At 64.3% G+C, this 21713-nt stretch carries 19 protein-coding genes; 7 read left to right on the forward strand and 12 right to left on the reverse strand.

Features of this window, described 5'->3' with window-relative positions; genetic code table 11:
• Positions 1 to 6 precede the first annotated feature (6 nt).
• From HB675_RS03795 to HB675_RS03825, 7 genes are all read right to left on the reverse strand, one after another.
• Positions 7 to 1563, reverse strand: coding sequence for an EAL domain-containing protein (locus HB675_RS03795; RefSeq protein ID WP_213875831.1), 1557 nt, complete (start codon positions 1561 to 1563; stop codon positions 7 to 9).
• Positions 1564 to 1734: 171 nt separating this feature from the next.
• Positions 1735 to 3153, reverse strand: a complete 1419-nt coding sequence (locus HB675_RS03800; protein ID WP_345945745.1) for an MFS transporter — start codon at positions 3151 to 3153, stop codon at positions 1735 to 1737.
• 1 nt (position 3154) lies between these two features.
• Positions 3155 to 4363, reverse strand: a complete 1209-nt coding sequence (locus tag HB675_RS03805) for an acyl-CoA dehydrogenase family protein (protein ID WP_213875833.1) — start codon at positions 4361 to 4363, stop codon at positions 3155 to 3157.
• Between the two features lie 19 nt (positions 4364 to 4382).
• Entirely contained in the window at positions 4383 to 6092 is a 1710-nt protein-coding gene (locus HB675_RS03810) for a dipeptide ABC transporter ATP-binding protein (RefSeq protein ID WP_213875835.1), read from the reverse strand.
• Positions 6089 to 6949 carry an ABC transporter permease gene (locus tag HB675_RS03815; protein WP_213875837.1) on the reverse strand — a complete coding sequence of 287 codons (861 nt, stop codon included), beginning with the start codon at positions 6947 to 6949 and terminating at the stop codon, positions 6089 to 6091. Before HB675_RS03815 ends, HB675_RS03810 begins: the two co-directional genes overlap by 4 nt.
• Complete coding sequence (locus HB675_RS03820) at positions 6946 to 7935, reverse strand: ABC transporter permease (protein WP_213875839.1); 990 nt, start codon at positions 7933 to 7935, stop codon at positions 6946 to 6948. Before HB675_RS03820 ends, HB675_RS03815 begins: the two co-directional genes overlap by 4 nt.
• Positions 7932 to 9581, reverse strand: a complete 1650-nt coding sequence (locus tag HB675_RS03825) for an ABC transporter substrate-binding protein (RefSeq protein WP_213875841.1) — start codon at positions 9579 to 9581, stop codon at positions 7932 to 7934. The genes HB675_RS03820 and HB675_RS03825 overlap by 4 nt, the downstream gene beginning before the upstream one ends.
• 252 nt (positions 9582 to 9833) lie before the next feature.
• Here HB675_RS03825 and HB675_RS03830 point away from each other — a divergent pair, with 252 nt between their 5' ends.
• A complete protein-coding gene (locus HB675_RS03830) occupies positions 9834 to 11228 on the forward strand; it encodes an NtaA/DmoA family FMN-dependent monooxygenase (protein ID WP_213875843.1) in 1395 nt (464 codons plus the stop codon).
• Between the two features lie 80 nt (positions 11229 to 11308).
• On the opposite strand, the gene HB675_RS03835 is transcribed toward HB675_RS03830, so the two are convergent.
• The gene (locus tag HB675_RS03835) at positions 11309 to 12010 is read right to left on the reverse strand and encodes a YebC/PmpR family DNA-binding transcriptional regulator (protein ID WP_213875845.1); all 702 of its coding nucleotides are present in this window, start codon (positions 12008 to 12010) and stop codon (positions 11309 to 11311) included.
• A gap of 293 nt (positions 12011 to 12303) precedes the next feature.
• On the opposite strand from HB675_RS03835, the gene HB675_RS03840 reads away from it, so the two are divergent.
• Both HB675_RS03840 and HB675_RS03845 read left to right on the forward strand, forming a co-directional pair.
• Positions 12304 to 12567, forward strand: coding sequence for a hypothetical protein (locus HB675_RS03840; protein WP_213875847.1), 264 nt, complete (start codon positions 12304 to 12306; stop codon positions 12565 to 12567).
• Between the two features lie 79 nt (positions 12568 to 12646).
• Entirely contained in the window at positions 12647 to 13546 is a 900-nt protein-coding gene (locus tag HB675_RS03845) for a LysR substrate-binding domain-containing protein (RefSeq protein ID WP_213875849.1), read from the forward strand.
• Here HB675_RS03845 and HB675_RS03850 read toward each other — a convergent pair.
• Genes HB675_RS03850 through HB675_RS03865 form a run of 4 tightly spaced genes read right to left on the reverse strand, consistent with a single transcriptional unit; the run spans position 13537 to position 16145 of the window.
• A complete protein-coding gene (locus HB675_RS03850; protein ID WP_213875850.1) occupies positions 13537 to 14097 on the reverse strand; it encodes a GNAT family N-acetyltransferase in 561 nt (186 codons plus the stop codon). The genes HB675_RS03845 and HB675_RS03850 overlap by 10 nt on opposite strands.
• Positions 14094 to 14837, reverse strand: a complete 744-nt coding sequence (dnaQ, locus tag HB675_RS03855) for a DNA polymerase III subunit epsilon (RefSeq protein WP_213875852.1) — start codon at positions 14835 to 14837, stop codon at positions 14094 to 14096. The genes HB675_RS03850 and dnaQ overlap by 4 nt, the downstream gene beginning before the upstream one ends.
• A gap of 52 nt (positions 14838 to 14889) precedes the next feature.
• On the reverse strand, positions 14890 to 15360 hold the full coding sequence (gene rnhA, locus HB675_RS03860; protein WP_213875854.1) for a ribonuclease HI: 471 nt from the start codon (positions 15358 to 15360) through the stop codon (positions 14890 to 14892).
• A gap of 29 nt (positions 15361 to 15389) precedes the next feature.
• Entirely contained in the window at positions 15390 to 16145 is a 756-nt protein-coding gene (locus tag HB675_RS03865; protein ID WP_213875856.1) for a methyltransferase domain-containing protein, read from the reverse strand.
• An 81-nt stretch (positions 16146 to 16226) separates the two neighbouring features.
• On the opposite strand from HB675_RS03865, the gene gloB reads away from it, so the two are divergent.
• From gloB to HB675_RS03885, 4 genes are all read left to right on the forward strand, one after another.
• Positions 16227 to 17006: a hydroxyacylglutathione hydrolase gene (gene gloB / locus HB675_RS03870; protein ID WP_213875858.1), complete on the forward strand. Its 780-nt coding sequence runs from the start codon at positions 16227 to 16229 to the stop codon at positions 17004 to 17006.
• A gap of 98 nt (positions 17007 to 17104) precedes the next feature.
• Entirely contained in the window at positions 17105 to 18544 is a 1440-nt protein-coding gene (locus HB675_RS03875) for a transglycosylase SLT domain-containing protein (RefSeq protein WP_213875860.1), read from the forward strand.
• A gap of 228 nt (positions 18545 to 18772) precedes the next feature.
• On the forward strand, positions 18773 to 20638 hold the full coding sequence (locus tag HB675_RS03880) for an extracellular solute-binding protein (RefSeq protein ID WP_213875862.1): 1866 nt from the start codon (positions 18773 to 18775) through the stop codon (positions 20636 to 20638).
• Between the two features lies 1 nt (position 20639).
• Positions 20640 to 21713: a microcin C ABC transporter permease YejB gene (locus tag HB675_RS03885; protein WP_213875864.1), complete on the forward strand. Its 1074-nt coding sequence runs from the start codon at positions 20640 to 20642 to the stop codon at positions 21711 to 21713.

Here is a 21713-nt window from a genome sequence, read left to right on the forward strand (position 1 = left end):
ATTCCATCAACGCCCGACCTCTGGCACCCGGTCTTTGCCGCAGAGCCCCTCAATGAACGCTCCGGCCGTGATCGGCTTGCCAAACAGATACCCCTGCAGAAAATCCACTTCCCGCGCCACCAGGTAATCCCGCTGTTCGGCGGTCTCCACGCCTTCAGCGATGATCTGCAAGCCCAGCTTGCCCGACAGCTCGATAATGCTGTCCAGAATGTGCCCCGACGAGGCCGCGTCGCCGATGACGGTGACGAAGCTCTGGTCGATCTTGAGAATGTCCACCTTGAACGCCTGCAGATAACCCAGGCTGGAATGCCCCGTGCCGAAGTCATCGATGGCGATCAGCACGCCCAGGGCGCGCAGGTCGGCGAACAGCCGTTGCGTCTTGGGCACGGGCTGGATGAGTTCACGTTCGGTCAATTCCAGCACCAACTTCACGGCCCCTTGGGGAAAGGCGTCGAGGAAGGCTTGGCAATCCTCCACCAGCCCCGGCTCTTCGCAGTGTTTGACGGTGATGTTGAAGCCGATGTGCAGGGGCGCGTCAGGCCGGGCGGCCCCCGCCAGCTGGCGGGCGGCCTGGCGCATGATCAGGCGCGTCATGGGCACAATCAGGCCACTGCGCTCGGCGAGGGGGATGAACCGCTGAGGCGGCACCAGGCCGGCACGGGGGTGGCGCCAGCGCATCAGCACTTCGGCGCCGACCCAACGCAGGTGCGAGCCATTGACCACTGGCTGGAAGAACGCCTCGAATTCTTCGGCATCCAGGGCGCGCTGCAACTCCCGACGCGGTGCGTGCAGGCGGTCCAGGAACCAGGCGCAGACCAGGCCAGCCAGGCCGCCCAACACCACGAGCAGGCCGAGCAAATGCAGGTAGCTCGTCCGGGCCCGCGCCCCTATCGAGCCGCCGGCAAACCCCGCGTGCACCGCCAGCGGGTAATGGCCGGAGCGCACGGTGACGGCGGCTTCGGCGAAGTCGGGCGCGGGCGTGGAATAGATCTGACCTTGGGCGTCCAGCCAATGGCTGCCGACTTCCAGCACTTGGGCATGGTCAAAACCGGTCAGGCGCAGCGCCGCTTGCAGATGCTCGCCGTCCACGGCCGCCAGGGCGGTTCTGGGCCCGACGGCTTCGCGATAGACCAGCAGCGGGTGGTCTGGGGTGACCAGATTGCCCGGCATCAACCAGAGACGGCCGTCAGTGTAATCGTAATCGTTGACCGGCTCGCTGAAGCGGCCGAACAGCGAGCTGCAATAGAGCTTGCCATCATAGGCGAGGTTGACCGAGCGTACGAACGGGCCACGGGTTACCTCTTCGCGCAGCGGCAGTTGGGCCTCGGTGCAGGGCATGCCCGCCAGCAGCAGTACTTGCTGCGCGGCCCTCGCCACGCCGTCGAGCATCTGCTCGATCTGCATGACCGTTTCGGTAGCCGACAGCCGAGCCTGCGCATGCAGCGCTTCATTGGCCTGCCACTGCAGCACGGGCCAGGCCACCAGCAGTGGGACGGCAGCCACCAGCCAGGGCAGGCAGCGGCGCAGAAGGCGATTCGAACGAGCGGGATAGTCTAGGGGCATCAGGCTTCCAGGCCAGCGAATCACTTCAAAGCCCCATAGTGTAGATGGCGTCAGCGATGCTGCCGTTGCAGATGCTCTGTAAATTTCATGACAGAGGCGACCGGGGGCAGAGGCCCCAGGCTCCAGAGGTCAGCGCTCGGCCACCGTGCGCACTGCCTGTCGGACCGCGTCTCAGCGCCCTCGATAGATTTCTGCCCCGGCCTGAGGCCCCAGGCGCCGGAACAACAGGGCCGACAGCGCACTGATCAGGCCGAACAGGAGCATGACAGCGGCAATGTCCGGCTGATCGACATGGCTCTGGCCACGCCACTGCAGGATCACCCCCAGCAGCGCTGCCGCCGCCCCCACCGACACGCTGATGGTCAGCAGCACGCTCATGGACGACAGGCTGCTGGCCCGACTGGACAGCTCGGCGGGCACGTCGGCGTAGGTCAACGAGCCGAGGGTGCTGAACTGCAAGGAGTTGATCATGCCGCTGGCGAACAGCACCGGGACGATGATCCACAACGGCGTTGCCAGCGAGAATCCGGCGCAGGTCGCCAGCAGCACGCCGGACAATACTGAACTGGTCATCAGGCTGCGGCGAAAGCCGAAGTAGCGCACGATGCGCACCGCCAGCAGCTTCATCAGGCAGGCACCGACGCCGGTGGCGAAGGTCAACAGCCCGGCTTGCAGCGCGTTGAGCCCAAAGCACAGCTGGAACAGCAGCACCAGCAGAAAGGACTGGGCGCTGCTGCCGAAACGAAACAGGTTGCCGCCCCAGAAGGTCACGGCAAACGACGGAATGCGCAACAACGAAAAATCGATCAAGGGTTGCGGATGACGACGCGCGTGATGGCGGTAGATCAGCCCGCTGACCACCCCCACTGTCAGCAGAATCAGCACCCAGCGCCGCTCCAGCAAACCATGGCCCAAGGCTTCGAAACCGAACACCAGACTGCCCACCGCCAGCGCGCTGAGGATCACCCCCAGCCCGTCCAGCGGCTGACCGCGCTCGGCCGGGTAATCGGGAATATGGTGCAGGACCAGACGGATGCCCAGCACGCCGATGGGCACGTTGACCAGGAAGATCCAGTGCCAGGACAGCAAGGTCACCAGCAGCCCGCCCAACGGCGGTCCCAGCACCGAGCCCAGCAAACCGGCCACGGTCAGGAAGGACATGGCCCGCATCAGGTTTTCCTTGGCCACCCAGCGCAACAGGATCACCTGCCCTACCGGCACCATCAGCGCCCCGGACGCGCCCTGCACCACCCTCGCCAGCGACAGCTGGGCCAGGGAGCCGGCCGCGGCGCAGGCCACCGAGGACAGGGTGAACAGCGCAATGGCGCCGATGAACACCCGCCGCGGTCCGAAACGGTCCGCCACCCAGCCACTGACCGGCACGAACATCGCCACCGCCAGCAGGTACAGCGACACCACCAGGTTCATCCGCACGCCCGGCTCGGCAAAATCGCTGGCCATCTGCGGCAAGGCGGTCAGCACGGCGCTGCCATCGAGCAGCTCCATGAACAGTGCGCAGCCGATGATCATCGGCACGGTCTTGTTGAAAACGCCGGTGGCGGGTGGAACGATGCGGCTGGCTACATTCACGTCAGAACAGGCCCGAGGTCGGCGGTGGTGTCCCCTTCAGTTGCCAGGCGCCGACGGCAGCGGCTTTCCACTGCCGCGGGTTGTGGTTGGCCACTGTGCGGGCGTTGCGCCAATGGCGGTCGAGGTTGTGGCGGCGTCCCGTGGTGGAGGCACCGCCCACATCGAAGACCAGCTCGGCCGCCTTGAGTCCCGCCTGCGCCGCACTGTACTGGGCCTGGGCAACATCGATGGCAGCCTGATCGACCGAGGCCGGAGTCAGGTCTTGCGCCCAGGCACGGTCGATGGCCCGGGCAGCATGCAACACCACAGCCTCGGCGGTAAAGGCCCGCGCACTGATATCACCCACACTCAACTCGACATAGGGGTCGTCCACCGAGCGCTCGGCGCTGCTGTGCTTGATCGGCCGCGCGTGATCACGGGCGAAGACCACCGCATCGTTCAGGGCGTTGCGGGCGATACCGGCGATCACGGTGCCGAGAAACAGCTGCAGGAACGGGGTGACGATGCTGCGTTTGCCCTCCTCCACCGCGCGCACCCGAATCTCGTGGGCGAACACCTGCACGTTGTTCAGGTGGGTGGTGCCACTGGCGGTCAGGCGCTGGCCCATGGCGTCGAAATCGTCCAGCAGGACCAGGCCTTCGCGATCGCGGGGCAGGATGAACGACACCGGCTGGTCGTTCTCGTCCAGGGCGACCGCGCTGACCCAGTCGGCATACAGGGACCCGGTGCTGTAGTACTTGCTGCCATTGGCGCGGAAGTGCTTGCCGTCACGCACGATCCGCGCACTGACCGCACCGTTGGCCCCGCCGATTTCCCAGCCGGCATTGCCCAGCACTGCGCCTTGCAGATAGCGCTCGAACCAGCACTGACGATCCTCCTCGATGCCCTCGGCACGGGACGCCAACAGGCCTTCGACAAAACCCAGGCCGGGACGCAGGGCCTGGGCGACGTTGGAGTCCACAGAGGCAATGCGCAGCAAGAAGCCGATCACATCGCTGACGCTGCCGCCAGGGCCGCCATATTTGACCGGGATACGGGTGGTGTAGATCCCCGCCCTGGCCAGGCTGGCGATCGCCTCGTACGGCAGCTCGCGATTGCGCTCGCGCTCCGAGGCCCCGCTACCGATGTGGGGCAACAGTTCGTCGAGACGCGCCGACAGCTCGGAGATCGAGACGGCAGGTGGCAGCTTAACAACAGACAACGGGGTCATGAGCATTCCTTATAAAAAGCTAGATAGCGATTTTCCACAGGCGCGATTCGTCGTAGATGAGCACGGCGTATTCCGGCTCGATCGGCGGCACCACCAGGCTCACGCCCGAACCAGGCAGACGCGGCACCGCACCCAGCAGGCGGCGGGTGTATTCATGCTGGGGGTGGTCGAACAGGGTTTCCACCGGCGCGCGCTCCACCACTTGGCCGTGACGCATCACCAGTACCTCGTCGCTGACGTGGCGAATCACCCCCAGGTCGTGGGAGATGAACAGGTAAGCCAGGCCCAGCTCGGCCTGAAGGTCGGCCAGCAGGTCCAACACCTGGGCCTGCACCGACACATCCAGGGCCGAGACCGGCTCGTCGCAGACAATCACTCGCGGGTTGCTGGCAATGGCGCGAGCAATGGCGACGCGCTGGCGCTGGCCACCGGACAGCTGCAAGGGCCGCCGCGAAGCCAGTTCCGCCGGCAGGCGTACCTGATCCAACAGGCGCAAGACCCGCCGGGCTTGTTCGACGGGCGAGATGCCGGCCACGTCCAGCGCGTCGGCGAGGATCTGACCGACGCTCCAGCGCGGGTCGAAGGAGCTGAGCGGATCCTGGTAGATCACACTGATGTCGCGGCGCCGGGCGCGGCGATCCTTCTCGGCGACTGTGGCGGCACCGGTACCGGCCCAGGGTTGATCGAGGAAACTGACACTGCCACCGTCCGGGTCCAACAGGCCGAGGGCGATGCGCGCCACGGTGGTCTTGCCCGAACCGGACTCGCCGACGATGCCCAGGGTACGACCAGCCCTGAGCTCGAAACTGACGCCGTTGACCACCTGGCGGACCTGCTGGTCAGGGCCGACATAGCGCTTGATCACCTCCCGGGCCTGCAACAGCACTGGCGCCTCGCCCGTGGGTCGTGCCGCCCGGTCCGGCTCGTTGCCGGGTGACAGGCGAGTGCCACGGGCATGCTCGGCCGGCACCGCGTCCAGCAGCGAGCGGGTGTACGCGTGGCGCGGGTTGCGCAGCACCTGCTCCATGGGGCCCTGCTCCACCACCTCACCGTGGCGCAGCACCAGTACCTGATCGGCCAGCTGCGCGACCACGGCCAGATCGTGGCTGATGATCAGCAGCGAATCGCCTCGCGCCTTGATGGCCTGGAGCACGCCGAGGATCTGCGCCTGCACCGTGGCGTCCAGCGCCGTGGTCGGCTCGTCGGCGATCACCAGCCCCGGGTTCAGGGCCAGGGCACTGGCGATCAAGGCGCGCTGGCGCAGGCCGCCAGACAGTTGATCGGGGCGTTGCCGGGCACGCAGCGCAGGCTCCGGTACGCCGACGGTTTCCAGCAGTTCCAGCACCCGCGCCTGACGACTGTGCTTGTCGCCCCAGCGATGGGTTTGCAGCACTTCAAGGATCTCCTTGCCCACCGGGCGCAACGGGTCGAGGGACACCAGCGCGTCCTGCAGCACGAAGCCGATCTGCGCGCCACGCAGCTCGCGCCACTGGCGCTCCGAACGGCTGAGCAGATCCTGACCGCCGTAGCTCAAGGTCCGCGCGCTGATCCGCGCGCCGACTCCCGACAGGCCGATCAAGCTGCGGGCGGTGACACTCTTACCCGAGCCCGACTCCCCTACCAGTGCCAGGGTGGTGCCTGGTTCCACCGTGAATGACACGTTGTGCACCACCCGGCGCCCGGCGAAATCGATGTCGAGGCCTTCCACGACCAGACGTTTGTCACTCACAGGCGGCCCTCCAGGCGTTGTTGCATATAGCGGCCGGCGACGGTAGTCGACAGCGTGGTCAGAACGATGAACAGCCCGGGGAAGAACGTCAGCCACCAGGCGTTAGCGACAAAATCACGCCCCATGGACAGCATCGTCCCCCACTCCGGGGCAGGCGGTTTGGCGCCCAGACCCAGGAAGCTCAAGGCCGAAGCCCAGACGATGGCCTGGCCGACGCCCATGGTCAGGGTCACGATCAGCGGGCGCATGGCGTTAGGCAGCAGTTGCCGGCGAATGGTCCGCAGGGGCGGATGGCCGAGGGCGCGAGCGGCTTCGATGTAACCGGCGTTACGCACCGCGAGCACCTGGCCACGGACCATGCGCGCGTAGCCGGGCGAGCCGCCCAGACCGGTGGCGACGATCAACGGGCCGATGCCGCTGCCGAACACCGCAACAAACAGCAGCGCCAGCACCAGGCTGGGGAAGGCAAACAGCACTTCCACCAGCCAGCCGACGCTGCGGTCGATACGCGGCCCGCCGAGACCGGCCAGCAGGCCGAGGACGATGGCAATGCTCATGGCGATGGCGGTGGCCGATACGCCGATAAACAGTGACTGGCGACTGCCATAGATGATCCGCGTATAGATGTCACGGCCCGATTGGTCGGTACCGAACCAGTGCGTCCAGCCCGGCGGATGAAACGCGTCGTGAGGCATGATGCCCAAGGGATCGCTATGGGCGAAGAGTTGCGGGACGATGGCCGCCAGCACCACGAAAAACAGAAACACCAGCGCCAGCCAGGTGCCGATCCGCCGTGGCCGCGCCACACGCTGAACCCGCCGTTGCACCGTTGGCGCCTCAAGAACTCCTTCGCTCATGCTGCGTGCTCCTGACGAGGGTCGACCCACTGGTACAAGAGGTCCACAAGGATGTTGGCCAGCACATACACCGCCGCCACCACCAGGCTGATGCCGATGGTCAGGGGCAGATCCTGCACCTGCACCGCCTGGTACAACTGCCGGCCCAGGCCCTTGCGCGAGAAAATCACTTCGACCACCACTGCGCCACTGATGAGCGCGCCGATGGCCCAGCCCGACAGCGAGATGCCCGGCAGGATGGCGTGGCGCAACGCATGCTTGAAGCGCACCGCCACGTCACTCAGGCCACGGGTGCGGGCGGTCAGGACGAAGGGTTGGTCCAGGGTCAGTTCCAGGGACTCGCGGGTGACCTGGCCGATGAAGCCTGCCAGCGGTACGGCCAAGGCAATCGAGGGCAGTACCAAGGTGCGCCAGCCGTCACTGCCGGCCGGGGGGAACAGCCGCAGCCCAAAGGCGAAAACCGCCAACAGCAGCAAACCCAGCCAGAACTGTGGCAACGCCGCCGACAGGGTTTCCAGAAAGGAGCCGATACGACCCACTCCGTGCCCCCGTCCGGCGGTGAGCACCGTCAGGGCCAGCACCAGCAACCAGGCCAGAACCAGCGAGGTAAAAGTCAGCTGCAGGGTCGGCCAAGACTGCTCGGCGAGGATCTGCGTCACCGGCTGATGCTGTGAATAAGAAACCCCCAGGTCGCCGCGCATCAGGTGACTCAGGTACACCCCGTATTGAACCGCCAGCGGTTTGTCGAGGCCGTACTCCCGGGTGGCTTCGGCAACGGTCTCCGGGGTCGGGTTGCCGCTGGCGCCGCCGAGAATGGCCAGCACCGGGTCGCCGGGCATCAGGCGCAAGGCAAAAAAGGTCAGGGTCGCCACGGCCCACAGCACCAGCAGGCCGCCACCCAGACGCAACACGGCACGCCGGCCCAGGCGCCGCAGGCGCTCGCGACGGGGATTGGCGAATGAGGGGTTCACCACGGTCGTGCTCATTTGTTCACCCAGGCGTCATAGAGGTAGGTCACGGTCAGGGAAGGCTCCAGGCGCACGCCGTGCGTGGTCTTGTAGATGCCCAGCCGTGTGCTTTGCGGATAGGTGGTCAATTGCAGGTACTGCGACGACGCCGTGGCCTGGGCCCGGCGATACAAGGCGCGGCGCTGCTCCGGGTCTTGGGTGCTCAGGGCCTGTTGCAACAGATGGTCGAAGGCCGGGTCGCTGAAACCGGCGGCATTCTGGTGATAGCCGCCGGGGCCGGCCGGCTGGACGAAAGCGCTGCCGAAGATGATACGCAGCACGTCGGCCGTGTTGGTGTTCCAGTAGCCGACCCGGATGTCATAGTCCCAATCGGCCTGGCGCTGGGTGGCCTGGACCTGGCTCATCTGGTCCATCACCAGCTCGAAACCGACTTGGCGGGTGGTGGCTTGCACCTGCTCCCACAAGGTCAACTCCGAGGGCGGCGTGCCGGCGGTGATCAGCGCGTGCACCTGCAGGCGCTTGCCGTCCTTGGTGCGATAGCCATCGCTGTCGCGGGCGGTCCAGCCGGCCTCGTCCAGCAGTGTGTTGGCCCGCGCCGGGTCGTAGTCCTGAGCGTGTTCGAAATCCGGGCTGTAGAACGGGGTTGCGACGCTAAGAGGGCCGCCAGCCCGCGGAAACTCGCCGAAGTACACGCTTTTAAGGGCGCCGTCGACATCCGCACCGCGCACAAAGGCTTCGCGCACCCGCACATCGTTGAACGGCGCGCGGCGGATGTTGAAGGTGCCGTTGGTAGGGTTGCCCGGACGCTGGGCGACAATGAGCGACAGGTCCGGATTATGCCGTGCCGCTTCATGGGACTCGGGTGGCAAGGCCTCGATCACATCTACCTCTCCGGCCTGCAACGAGGCAAAGCGCACCGATGGCTCCTGGATGAACTTCCACAGAATCCGGTCGAGGTACGCCGGCCCCTGGTGCCTGGCCGTGGGCGGCGCCGAGTTGTAACCCGGGTTGCGCACCAGCTCCACCTGGTTCTGTCGATCCCAGCGCACCACCTTGAACGGACCGGAGCCCACCGGGCTCACGCAGTTGACGTCCCGCGAACGCGCCAGCGCAGCGGGCGACTCAATGCCGAGAAAACCCTGGGCAAGCACTTCAAGGAAGGCGGCATAAGGTGTCGACAGGTGCACCAGGGCAGTGTGCGCGTCCACCACGTCGGTGCCCACGTACTGGCGGATGTAGCCACCCGCCGTACTGGATTGAGTCTTGGGGTTGGCCATATGGTCAAGGTTGGCCTTGACCGCCGTGGCGTCGAAGGGTGTGCCGTCGGTGAAATGCACATCCTCGCGCAGGTGGAAGGTGTAGGTCAGGCCGTCGGGCGAGATCTCCCAGCTCTTCGCCAGCCAAGGCCCGATGTGGCCCTGGGCGTCCATGGACACCAGCGAGTCGAGAAACTGCTGAGCCACGAATACTTGCGGCATGTCGCCGCCAACGTGGGGGTCCAGGCAGGTGGGTTCACGGTCGGTGGCATAGATCAAGGTCCCGCCGCTGACCGGCGTGGTGCTGCGGGTAGCGGTCGATGCACCGTGGTCACAGGCCGCCAGCAGCAGGGTGCAGCCGGCAGCGCCGAAGGCACGATAAAGCCTTGAATGAAGAAAGGGTCCCATGGGTGTTGAATGCCTCGACGTCGATCGACAGATGCGGAGTCAAGGTCTTTGCATAAGCCGTGCCCGATTTTTTATTGTTTTAAATCAATAGCTTGTGAAATCAATAGAGTGGGTCACGCGACAGTCTGTGGATGTGCTGTTGGCCAGGCAACAGTCGCGGCCGCGCCGCATAAGCTTAGATGGAAACGGTTTTAAAGCGCTTGGCTGGGCTCGGTTAGTCTGGCCGTCTCGACCCGTTCAGGAGACCTCCCGGTGACCAAGCAGCTACACGTCAACTTGTTCGAAATGAATTGCGTCAGCCACATCGTCCACGGCCTCTGGGTGCACCCCGAAAACAACCGGCACCGTTTCAATGATCTGGATTACTGGACCGAGTTGGCCCAGTTGCTGGAATACGGCACCTTTGACGGCGTCTTTCTGGCGGACGTGATCGGCACCTACGACGTGTACCGGGACGGCCCGGAAACGGCGCTGCGCGAAGGTATGCAGATCCCCAGCAACGACCCGTTACTGGTGATCCCGGCCATGGCCGCGGTGACCCGTAACCTAGGCTTCGGCGCGACCTTTTCCACGACCTATGAGCCGCCGTTCGCCTTCGCCCGGCGCATGAGCACCCTGGATCACCTGACCAAGGGCCGGGTGGGCTGGAACATCGTCACGTCCTACCTGCCCAACGCCGCGCGCAACTTCGGCCACGACACCGAGGTGGTGCATGACCACCGTTACGAGATCGCCGATGAATACCTCGACGTGCTGTACAAACTGTGGGAAGGCTCCTGGGATGACGATGCGGTCATTCAGGACCGCGAGAACAGGGTCTACACCGACCCCGCCAAGGTGCGCTACATCGACCACGTCGGCGAACATTTCAAGGTGGCCGGGCCGCACCTCTGCCAGCCCTCGCGCCAGCGCACTCCGGTGCTGTTCCAGGCCACCGGCTCGGCGGCCGGCATCGAGTTCGCCGGGCGGCATGCCGAGGTGGTGTTCACCGGCGGCAACGACACCCAGAGCGTGCGCATCAACATCCAGGCCATGCGCCGCAAAGCCATCGAGCACGCGCGTGATCCGGCCGGGTTGAAGTTCATCGTCATGGCCGGGGTCATTGTCGGACGCACCGACGAAGAGGTCAGCCGCAAGCTCGACAGCTACCGCAAGCTGATGAGTGTCGAGGCGTCGCTTGCGCATATGCAGTCGGCGGTGAATCTGCCGGCCTACCCTCGGGACGAACTGATCAGCAGCCTGATCACTCGCCAGGTCAAAGGTTGGAAAAGCCTGCTGCGACACACGCCCGACGCCACCGTCGGGGACGTGCTGGCGCAGATGGAAAGTTTTAACACCGAGCGTTTCTTCGTCGCGGGCACGCCCACGGTGGTGGCCGACGAGATCGAAAAATGGCTGGACCATGACGGCATCGACGGCATCAACCTGCGCCAGTACCTGAGCTTTGAAACCGCGCGGGACTTCATCGAGCTGGTGATTCCGGAGTTGCGCCGGCGCGGGCGCTTTCGAGAGTCGTACAGGGAGGGCGAAACCTTGCGTGAACGCCTGTTCGGTGCGGGACGGGCGCGTTTGCCAACGGACCATTTCGGCGCCCGTTACCGCGATCCGGCCACGCTGCGCGCACCGGCGCAGCCGCTGCGTTTCTGAGTGGCAGGAGCCCGCGATGGGCTGACTCGGCGGATCGATGGGTCTTCATCGCGGGTTTCGCGCACGCCTGCGCCAAGGTATTACGCCAGGCCTACATACACGTTCTGCACATCATCGTGGCCGTCGATGGCATCCAGGAACGCTTCGACTTCGGCCAGCTCGGTGGCATCGGCAATGCTGACCGGGTTCTTGGCGATGTAGCCGATCTTCGCCGAATCAACGCTGAAGCCTTGCTCGGGCAGGGCCTTGCAGACGGCATCGACATCTGTGGTTTCAGTGATGAACAGAGTGGCGCCTTCTTCGGCCGCTTCGAAATCCTGAGCACCGGCTTCAATGGCCGCGAGTTCCGGATCGGCATCGGCCGAGGCCGGGGAGGCTTCAATCATGCCGACGTGGTTGAAGTCCCAGGACACCGAGCCCTCAGCGCCCAACTGGCCCTTGCGGAACAGCACGCGGATTTCGGCCACGGTGCGGTTGACGTTGTCGGTCAGGCACTCGACGATCAACGGCACGCGGTGCGGGGCAAAGCCTTCGTATTTGACCAGGGTGTACTGCACGGTTTCACCGGACAGCCCGGCGCCCTTGTTGATGGCGCGCTCCAGGGTCTCGCGAGGCATCGAGGCCTTCTTGGCCTGCTCGACCACCAGGCGCAGGCGCGGGTTCATGTCGATGTCCGCGCCGGCGCGGGCGGCGATCTGGATTTCCTTGGCCAGCTTGCCAAAGATCCGCCCTTTGGCGTTGGCTGCTGCTTCTCGGTGTTTGGCTTTCCACTGTGCGCCCATGGCAGACTCTCTTGTTCGCTAAGCTCGTGCACCGACAAAGGAAGGAGGGTCGGCGCGGTGCCGGCCAGTTTATACGGCCTGATGGGCGCAATCGACCAAAAAATCACCCGGCCAGCGGCCTGATGGTCACCGCTGGGCAAACCCTTCACCGATTCCGCGCGCAATCCTCCATACTGCGTGTTCGCATTGGCAGAACCCTGTCTGAGTTTTTTTACGCTTGCGCAAAACTCCTTGATAAAACAGAGGTCTACAGTGCGCAAATCAATACGCGCTTTCTCCAGAGGTTGTATCAAATGGCTGCAGTACTCGTCGGACAATTCCATGCAAGGGATGCCGCAGGCCGGGTCTATCCGGTTCACGAATTCCAGGAATCGACACTGGACGCCGATGGGGGCAGCCTTTCTGCGCCGATCACCACTTATCGCCTGGCAATCGGCGACCGCGTCAAACACATCGAGGGCGACCTGTTCGTGGTAGTCCAGAGCAATGTCGAAATCACCCGCGAACCCGAGCACGGTACTGCCCGGCCCGAATCGGCCGCGCCTGCCGGCGAATAAGCCGGCGACGAGAGTATCGACCGTCGGTCAGTTGAGTCAGGATGACGCTCGCCCTCCTCCCCGGGCACGGACTTGCGCCATGCGATTGCGTCATATCGAAGTGATTCAGGCAACCTTACAGACCGGCGCTCTGCCGACGGCGGCCGAACACCTGCAACTGACGGTGGATGCCGCCGAGCAGTTGCTGGGCGAGGTGGAGCGCGAGCTGGGTTTCCTGTTGTTCGCGCGGGTGCGCGGCAAGCTGCAAGCCACCCCGGAGGCCCGCGCGCTGCAGGGTGGCATCGAACAGATGTTCACCGACCTGGATCGCCTTCGCCAGCAGGCCAGTGCCCTGCGCCAGCATCAGGACCCACCGCTGCGGGTAGTCAGCACAGCGAGCCTGGCACAACAGCTGTTGCCACAAAGCATCGCCGCCCTGCGCCGACGTTTTCGCGAAACCCCGTGCCATCTTTCCAGCCAATCCACCGACGCCATTGTGCGCAGCCTGCTGCTGCACGAAAGCCAGGTCGGTCTGAGCCTGCACGCCCCTCAGCACCCCAGCCTGATCCAACACCCCCTGGCCCTGGGCAAGCTGCAACTGCTTGCGCCCCACGGTTGGTTGCAGCCGCGTCAGAAATACGTGGCCTTGCAGGAGATGGCCGGACAGGCCATGGTCGGATTGGACGGCGAAGACCCGCTGAGCACCACGCTCGATGCCCGGCTGGCGGCGCTGCGCCCGGCGCCGGTGGTGCAGACCCGCGTACAGACCTATCAAATGATGCGCAGCATGGTGGAGGCCGGAGAAGGCCTGGCAATTGTCGACCCTTTCACCGCACTGGGAGCCAAGGCCGCAGGGCTGGACGTCTGCCCGCTGGCGCCAGCGGTGCCAGTGACGCTTTACGCGCTGATGCTCAAGGAGCATGAGCCTTCTGCGGCCTTGCGCACCTTGCTGGAAATAGTCGCCGAGCAGGCCAACGCGATGCTCGGCAATCAGGCCTGAGGCAGCATCAGGTACCAGAACAGTGCCACTTCGCAGGTGTCCGGATCAATTCCGCGATAACGCAAGGCATCACTGCCGCCCAGGACGAAACCGCAGCTTTCATAGAGCCGACAGGCGCCCAGGTTGTTGTTCTGGGTTTCCAGCATGATGCCCGGCAGAAGCTGGCGCCGCGTCCAGAATTGCGCCACATCCAGCAAAGTGCGGGCCACGCCATGGCGACGGGCTTGCGCGGCCACGGCCAGTTCGTCGATATAGGCCAGGCCGTTCCAGTGGGTACTGATCGCCAGGTGACCCACCGCAGTGCCCTCGAACCAGGCCACGAAAATAGCGGCACGCGATGAGCCACGGTGATCGCGAAACTGCTCGGAGTCGATGCTATAGCACTTGCGGTAAGGCCGCACAGCGTCCAGCTTCCATTGCACCACCGGCTGGTCGGCCTGCGGCTGCGCGTAGGCCTCGACCATGAAACTGAAATCACTGGAAGCGACGTAGTGATCGAAACCGTCCTCCGCCAGACGCACCACCAACCCTGGCGCGGGCAAGGCCTTCATGCTTCCAGCAATTGGGTCCACAACGCCGGGGCGCCGGCGGACTTGGCCACGGCTTCAAGGCGCACGCCGTGTTCGGCCAGCTCGGCCTCGGTGGCATAGATGATCGGTGCGGGACGTCGGTCGGCGGGCAAGCGACGGATCTCGCTGCCGCGCCCGGCGGCACCGCCTTCGTTGGCACCATCGCTGGAATTGCCGGCCAGGGACAGACTGGTCTGGCCACCGGTCATTGCCAGGTAAACGTCGGCTAGAATCTCCGAGTCGAGCAGCGCGCCGTGCAGTTCGCGGTTGGTGTTGTCCACGCCATAGCGTTTGCACAGGGCGTCGAGGCTGTTGCGCTGGCCTGGGTGGCGCTCGCGAGCCATGACCAGCGAGTCGAGCACGCTACAGTGCTGTGTGATGTCGGCGCGGTGGGTCTGCCCGATCAGGGCGAACTCGTTGTTGAGGAAGCCCACGTCGAAAGGCGCGTTGTGGATGATCAACTGCGCGCCTTCAATGAACTCGAAGAACTCGTCGGCCACTTCGGCAAAGCGCGGCTTGTCAAGGAGGAATTCGTCGGTGATGCCGTGGACGCCGATCGCTCCCTCGTCACTGGAACGGTCCGGCTGCAGGTAGACGTGGAAGTTGCGGCCGGTCAGGCGCCGACCGATCAGCTCGACGCAGCCGATCTCGATGACCCGGTGGCCGTCAGTGACCGGCATACCTGTGGTTTCAGTATCGAGAACGACGAAGCGAGTGGCCATGAATGAATAATCTCGGCAATAAAGACAATGGGCGGCACTTTACCACAAGGCGCTATTGCGGGCTTTGACCCTGGGCGCGGCGCAGGGCCCGCACCTCGTCGACACCGCGATTGGCCAGGTCATCGGCGCGCTCGTTGCCGGGATGGCCGTTGTGGCCACGCACCCACTGCCACTTCACCTGGTGACGGTTGACCTGCTCATCGAGCTGTTGCCAAAGGTCGGCATTCTTCACCGGCTGTTTGGCGGCGGTCTTCCAGCCGCGCTTCTTCCAGTTCACCATCCACTCGTTGATGCCTTTCATCACATATTCGGAGTCGGTGACGAGCAGTACCTCGCAAGGCCGCTTGAGCTCCTCGAGGCCGCGAATGGCCGCCATCAGCTCCATGCGATTATTGGTGGTGACGGTCTCGCCGCCCCACAGTTCCTTTTCCACGCCCTTGCAGATCAGCAGGGCGCCCCAGCCGCCGGGGCCGGGGTTGCCCTTGCAGGCGCCGTCGGTGAAGATTTCAACGCTGTCGGTCATTTACCTGGATTCCGCAATTCTTGAAGCGCTCAGTCACTGGAGCGTCGATTGACCTTGGCCATGGGCAGGGGCAACAGTTTGCCCATGGGTTCGCGGCGCGCCTGGCGCAACGGACGCAAGCCCACCACCAGTTTGCGCGCCACCAGCACATAGAAGCCGCCGCCGGGGCCCTGCCACTGACCGGCCCGGTGTTCCCAGCCGGCCAGCCGCGCCTGCCAGGCGGGCTTGGCAACCGGCGGACGATAGCACCCGAAGCGCCGTTTCTCCAGCGCGAAGCCCAGCAGATTCAGCCAGTCGCCCACCCGCGAAGCCGGAAAGCAGCGGGCCTTGCGCAGGGTGTCGCGGGCAAAAAGATGGCGCACACCCCAGGCACTCCAGGGGTTGATGCCGACGATCAGCAGGTGACCACCGGGGCGCACGGCACTGGCCGCTTCACGCAACAGGCCGTGAGGCGACAGGCTGAAGTCCAGGCCGTGCTGCAACACCACCACGTCGGCGGCATGCTCGCTCAGTGGCCAGGCTTGCTCCTCGCAGACGATCTCGACCCCCGGCAAGGGCGCACCCAGACGCACATTGCGCTGCACCTGACGAGCGGTCGGCGGCGCATCGGCACCGGGGCCGTAATGCACCAGATAGCCACCGAAGAAGCGGCTCAGTTCTTCTTCCAGCAGTTGCTGTTCCTCTCCGAGCATGAGCTGCCCCAGCGGGCCGGAGAACCACTCCCGGGCCTGGCTGATGAGCTCCAGCCACTCGGGATCTGCCTGGGCAAACGCGATGTCGTTCATTGCCTTCTCCCGCGACGGGTTCTCGGCGAACCCTTCTACGCCTAAGATGCATCATTGTCTTCAGCTTGGCGAACCCGAACCATGATACAGATCGATGGCCTGCGTGCTTTCAACGATAACTACATCTGGTTGTTACAAGATACTGCAACCAAGCGCTGCGCGGTGGTGGATCCCGGCGACGCAGGGCCTGTAGAGGCCTGGTTGCAGGCTCATCCCGACTGGCGGCTCAGCGACATCCTGATCACCCACCACCACAACGACCATGTCGGCGGGGTTCTGGCGCTCAAGCACGCCACCGGCGCCAACGTCAGCGGGCCGGCCGGCGAGCACATTCCCGGTCGCGATCAGGCCCTGAACGGCGGCGACACCGTCGATGCCCTCGGCCTGTCCTTCAAGGTATTCACAGTGCCCGGGCACACCGCCGGGCACATTGCCTTCTACCTGGCCCAGGGCGCCCAGCCCTGGCTGTTTCCCGGTGACACCCTGTTTGCCGCCGGCTGTGGCCGTCTGTTCGAAGGCACCCCGGCGCAGATGCACCAATCCTTGCAGACTTTGGCGACACTGCCCGACAGCACTCAGGTGTACTGTGCCCACGAGTACACCCAGAGCAATCTGCGCTTTGCCCGCGCGGTGGAGCCCGACAACGCCGACATCGCCCAACGGGCGGACGAGGTCGCGGCGCTGCGGGCCGAGGATCGCTGCACCCTGCCCTCCACCCTGGCCCTGGAGCGCCTGACCAATCCCTTCCTGCGCGTGGACGAGGCCGCCGTGCGCCAGACCCTGCAGGCGCGTGACGGGCACAGCGAACGCACCAGCGTCGAGGCCTTTGCCGCCTTGCGCGCCTGGAAAGACGTCTTCTGATTCACAGGTTTAGTCGCAAAACGCGCTGAAAGGTTGACCGACGGGTGGCTGGTTCCTAGAATCCCCCGACATTTTCGCCCGGAACTCACTTCCAGCCAATGTCGTCACCTACAAGCAGTACCCCAAAAACCGACGCATTGACGCGGCTGGCCCAGGCAATCGCCCTGGGCCTTTCAGTGACGCTCGCCGGCTGCCAGAGTGCCGCAACCCACGGCCCGGACAGCAGCGATGCGCAGCAACCGAACTTCGACGTGCGGCTCAAGCAGAAGCCGATCTTCGTCATGCAGCAGAACCACAAGAGTGCGCCGCAGGATGTCTGGGAGCGCATGCGTCAGGGCTTCAAGCTGCAGGATGGCCTGGGGGTCAACCCGCGCATCGAGCAACAGCGACTGTGGTTTGTCAGCAATCCCTCGTTCCTGGAAAACGCCAGTGATCGCGGCAGCCTGTACATGCATTACATTGTCGAGCGCCTGGAAGAACGCGACATGCCTCTTGAGCTGGCCCTGCTGCCGGTGATTGAAAGCGCCTACAACCCGATGGCGTATTCGCGGAGCGATGCCTCGGGGCTGTGGCAGTTCGTCCCGGCCACCGGCAAGTATTTCAACCTGCGCCAGACTTCACTGTACGACGGACGCCGCGACGTCACGGCCTCGACCACGGCCGCGCTGGATTACCTGAGCCGCCTGCACGACATGTTCAACGGCGACTGGCTGTTGGCGCTGGCCGCCTACAACGCCGGTGAAGGCACCGTCAGCCGGGCGATCGAGCGCAACGAGAAGCTCGGCCTGCCCACCGACTACTGGAACCTGCCGCTGCCCCAGGAGACCCGCGACTACGTGCCCAAGCTGCTGGCCCTGTCCCAGCTGGTCATGGCACCGCAGGCCTACGGCATCAATCTGAGCCCCATCGAGAACAAGCCCTATTTCGAAGTGGTGGAAATCAATCAGCGCATGGACCTGTCGCGGGTTGCCGCGCTGGCCAACATCGACGAAGACGAGCTGTACCAGCTCAATCCGGCATTCAAGAAGCGCATGACCGTGGAAGGCACCCAGCACCTGCTGATCCCGACCGCCAAGGCGCAACTGCTGACCGCCAGCCTGTCGAAGATGAACTCCGAAGAGCTGCTGAGCCTGGCGCCAAGCCTGCCGATGACGGAAGAGGTGGCGGTGGCGCCCCTCAATCGTCCGCGCAGCTACCGGGTGCGCAAGGGCGACAATCTGGCCAGCATCGCGCGCGCCAACAAGGTCGACACCCATGACCTGCAACACTGGAACAAGCTGACCGGCAAGCACCTCAAGGTCGGCCAGGTGCTGGTGATGCAGGACAACACCCGCACGGGCAAGAAGACCGGCAAGCACACCCTGGTCGCGGCGGCGAACAAGCCCAAAGGCACCCAGTACAAGGTTCGCAAGGGTGATTCGCTGTACGTGGTGGCCCGTCGCTTCAATGTCGAGGTGGAGCACCTCAAGCGCTGGAACCCCCACAGCGCCCATGCCCTCAAGCCTGGCCAGACGCTGACGGTGTATGTGGATCGTTGAGATCCCGCCACCCCCTCCCCGGCCTTTTTCCATGTGTTACAAGCTGTTACTGTACCCGGCACATTCGTCACTGCCGCCGGGTCGGATTTGCGCCTTGAAACATGCCTCCCTGGAATGCCCTCACCCGCCCCTCGATGAAGCCCTCGCAAAAACGGGTATCACACCGGGTTCGCCTGGCGACGAGCGCCGACGTTCAACCTGCGCATCGCCGCCCTCGGAGAACTTGCCATGACCCCCATCCGTGCCCTGCTATCGCGCGCTGGCGGCTTGCTGTTGCTGAGTCTGGCGATCTGCCTAGAGACCGGCATGGCCCACGCAGCCGGTCAATACGCCGCGACGCTCTACGATGAGCCGCCCAAATACCCGGCGAACTTTCAGCACTTTGACTACGCCAACCCGGATGCGCCCAAGGGCGGGACCTTTCGCCAGGCCGGGTTCGGCAGCTTCGACAGCCTCAACCCCTTCATCAGCAAGGGCGTAGCCGGCGATGACATCGGCCTGATCTACGACACGCTGGCGGTGCAGAGTCAGGACGAGCCGCTGACTGCCTACGGTCTGGTCGCAGCCCGCATCGAAAAGGCCCCCGACAATGGCTGGGTGCGCTTTTACCTGCGCCCCGAGGCACGCTTCCATGACGGTCATCCGCTACGTGCTGAAGACGTGGTCTTCAGCTTTCAGACGCTGATGAAATACGGCTCGCCGATGTACCGCAACTACTACTCCGATGTCGACCAGGCCGTGGCAGAAGATCCGGAGACGGTGCTGTTCAAATTCAAGCGCAACGACAACCGCGAACTGCCGCTGATTCTCGGACAACTGCCGGTGCTGCCCAAGCATTACTGGGCCACCCGCGACTTCTCCAAGGCCAATCTGGAAATCCCGCTGGGCAGCGGCCCCTATCGTGTCGCTCAGGTCCAGGCTGGCCGTTCGCTACGCTATGAGCGGGTCAAGGATTACTGGGCCAAGGATTTGCCAGTCAATCGCGGGCAGTACAACTTCGATGTCATGACCGTGGATTACTACCGCGATAACACCGTGGCCCTCGAAGGCCTGAAAGCCGGCCAGTTCGACTACGGCCTGGAAATCAGCGCCAAGAACTGGGCCACGGCCTACGACACCCCGGCAGTCCGCGAAGGTCGGCTGCGCCGTGAGGAAATCCTCAACGGCAACCCAACAGGGATGCAGGGCTTCATTTTCAACCTGCGCCGCCCGCTGTTTCAGGACCCTCGGGTGCGCGAAGCCTTGAGCCTGCTGATGGACTTCGAGTGGACCAACAAGCAGCTGTTCAACGGCGCCTACACCCGCACCGACAGCTACTTCGAAAACTCCGACCTGGGCTCCACCGGGCTGCCGGGGCCTGGCGAGCTGAAACTGCTGGAGCCGTGGCGCGGCAAGATCCCCGATCAGGTGTTCACCGAACAATTCACCAACCCGGTCAGCGACGGCAGCGGCATGATCCGTGACCAGCAGCGTCGCGCTTACCAACTCTTGATCCAGGCCGGTTGGAAGATCAAGGACGACCACATGGTCGACACCCATGGCGAGCCCGTCTCCATCGAGTTTCTGTTGGCCCAGACTGCCTTCGAGCGCGTGCTGTTGCCCCTCAAGCGCAATTTCGCCGACCTCGGGATCGACCTGACCATCCGCCGAGTCGATGTCTCGCAATATGTAAACCGGGTCCGCTCGCGGGATTTCGACATGATCGTCAGCACGTTCCCGCAGTCCAGCTCGCCGGGCAACGAGCAGATCGACTACTGGACCTCGGGCGCCGCCGACAAGCCCGGCAGCGCCAATTCCATCGGCATCAAGGACCCTGCAGTGGACGCTCTGGTGGAGGGTCTGGTCAACGCCCACTCGCGTCAGGACCTGATCGACCATACTCGCGCGCTGGACCGTGTACTGCTGTGGGGCCACTACCTGATTCCCAACTGGCACATCAAGACCTGGCGCGTCGCCTACTGGGATCACATTGCCCATCCGTTGGTCACGCCCAAGTACGACATCGGTATCAACACTTGGTGGGTCAAGCCCGACGCGACACCGGCCCCATCCGTGACCAGTGCCACATCGGCCGCCAACAGCGGAGCGCATTGACATGCTGGCTTACATTGCTCGACGACTGCTGCTGATCATCCCCACGCTGTTCGGCATCCTGATCATCAACTTCGTCATCATCCAGGCCGCTCCCGGCGGACCGGTGGAACAGGCCATCGCCAAGCTCCAAGGGCTGGAGGGCGCCACCAGCCGCATCGCCGGCGGCAGCGCCGAGGTTTCGGCCGGCAAGTCCAGCTACCGGGGCGCCCAGGGCCTGGACCCGGCGCTGATCAAGGAAATCCAGCACCAGTACGGCTTTGACAAGTCGGCGCCGGAACGCCTCTGGATCATGATCAAGCACTATGCCCGGCTGGACTTCGGCAGCAGTTTCTTCCGCGACGCCAAAGTCATCGACCTGATCAAGGAAAAAATGCCCGTGTCCATCTCCCTCGGACTGTGGAGCACGCTGATCATGTACCTGGTGTCGATTCCATTGGGGATTGCCAAGGCCACCCGCCACGGCAGCCATTTCGACATCTGGACCAGTTCGGCGATCATCGTCGGCTATGCCATCCCGGCCTTCCTGTTCGCCATTCTGCTGATCGTGGTGTTTGCCGGCGGCAGCTACCTGGACTGGTTCCCCCTGCGCGGCCTGACTTCCAGCAACTTCGATCAGATGACCCTTGGCGGCAAGGTCCTGGATTACTTCTGGCATCTGGCGCTGCCGGTGACCGCGCTGGTGATCGGCAACTTCGCCACCATGACCCTGCTGACCAAGAACAGTTTTCTCGACGAGATCAGCAAACAGTACGTGACCACGGCCAAGGCCAAGGGCCTGAGCAACCGCGGCGTGCTGTACGGGCATGTGTTTCGCAATGCCATGTTGCTGGTGATTGCCGGTTTCCCTTCGGCCTTGATGGGAATTTTCTTCACCGGTTCCTTGCTGGTGGAAGTGATCTTTTCCCTCGACGGCCTGGGCTTGATGAGCTTTGAAGCGGCCATCAATCGCGATTATCCGGTGGTCTTCGGCACCTTGTTCATCTTCACCTTGCTGGGGCTGGTGGTGAAGCTGCTGGGCGACCTCACCTACAGCCTGGTCGACCCACGCATCGACTTCGACCGGCGGGAGCATTGA

Origin of the sequence: Pseudomonas sp. dw_358 (assembly GCF_018449655.1) — a bacterium.
Classification (GTDB): Bacteria; Pseudomonadota; Gammaproteobacteria; order Pseudomonadales; family Pseudomonadaceae; genus Aquipseudomonas.

Excerpts from the sequence above, each read along its gene's own strand:
- gloB (WP_213875858.1), top strand. The coding sequence starts at position 16,227 with ATGATACAGATCGATGGCCTGCGTGCTTTCAACGATAACTACATCTGG.
- HB675_RS03885 (WP_213875864.1), top strand. The coding sequence starts at position 20,640 with ATGCTGGCTTACATTGCTCGACGACTGCTGCTGATCATCCCCACGCTG.
- HB675_RS03865 (WP_213875856.1), bottom strand. The coding sequence starts at position 16,145 with ATGAACGACATCGCGTTTGCCCAGGCAGATCCCGAGTGGCTGGAGCTC.
- HB675_RS03840 (WP_213875847.1), top strand. The coding sequence starts at position 12,304 with ATGGCTGCAGTACTCGTCGGACAATTCCATGCAAGGGATGCCGCAGGC.
- HB675_RS03805 (WP_213875833.1), bottom strand. The coding sequence starts at position 4,363 with ATGACCCCGTTGTCTGTTGTTAAGCTGCCACCTGCCGTCTCGATCTCC.
- HB675_RS03835 (WP_213875845.1), bottom strand. The coding sequence starts at position 12,010 with ATGGGCGCACAGTGGAAAGCCAAACACCGAGAAGCAGCAGCCAACGCC.
- HB675_RS03815 (WP_213875837.1), bottom strand. The coding sequence starts at position 6,949 with ATGAGCGAAGGAGTTCTTGAGGCGCCAACGGTGCAACGGCGGGTTCAG.
- HB675_RS03845 (WP_213875849.1), top strand. The coding sequence starts at position 12,647 with ATGCGATTGCGTCATATCGAAGTGATTCAGGCAACCTTACAGACCGGC.
- rnhA (WP_213875854.1), bottom strand. The coding sequence starts at position 15,360 with ATGACCGACAGCGTTGAAATCTTCACCGACGGCGCCTGCAAGGGCAAC.
- HB675_RS03820 (WP_213875839.1), bottom strand. The coding sequence starts at position 7,935 with ATGAGCACGACCGTGGTGAACCCCTCATTCGCCAATCCCCGTCGCGAG.
- HB675_RS03825 (WP_213875841.1), bottom strand. The coding sequence starts at position 9,581 with ATGGGACCCTTTCTTCATTCAAGGCTTTATCGTGCCTTCGGCGCTGCC.
- HB675_RS03875 (WP_213875860.1), top strand. The coding sequence starts at position 17,105 with ATGTCGTCACCTACAAGCAGTACCCCAAAAACCGACGCATTGACGCGG.
- HB675_RS03795 (WP_213875831.1), bottom strand. The coding sequence starts at position 1,563 with ATGCCCCTAGACTATCCCGCTCGTTCGAATCGCCTTCTGCGCCGCTGC.
- dnaQ (WP_213875852.1), bottom strand. The coding sequence starts at position 14,837 with ATGGCCACTCGCTTCGTCGTTCTCGATACTGAAACCACAGGTATGCCG.
- HB675_RS03880 (WP_213875862.1), top strand. The coding sequence starts at position 18,773 with ATGACCCCCATCCGTGCCCTGCTATCGCGCGCTGGCGGCTTGCTGTTG.
- HB675_RS03850 (WP_213875850.1), bottom strand. The coding sequence starts at position 14,097 with ATGAAGGCCTTGCCCGCGCCAGGGTTGGTGGTGCGTCTGGCGGAGGAC.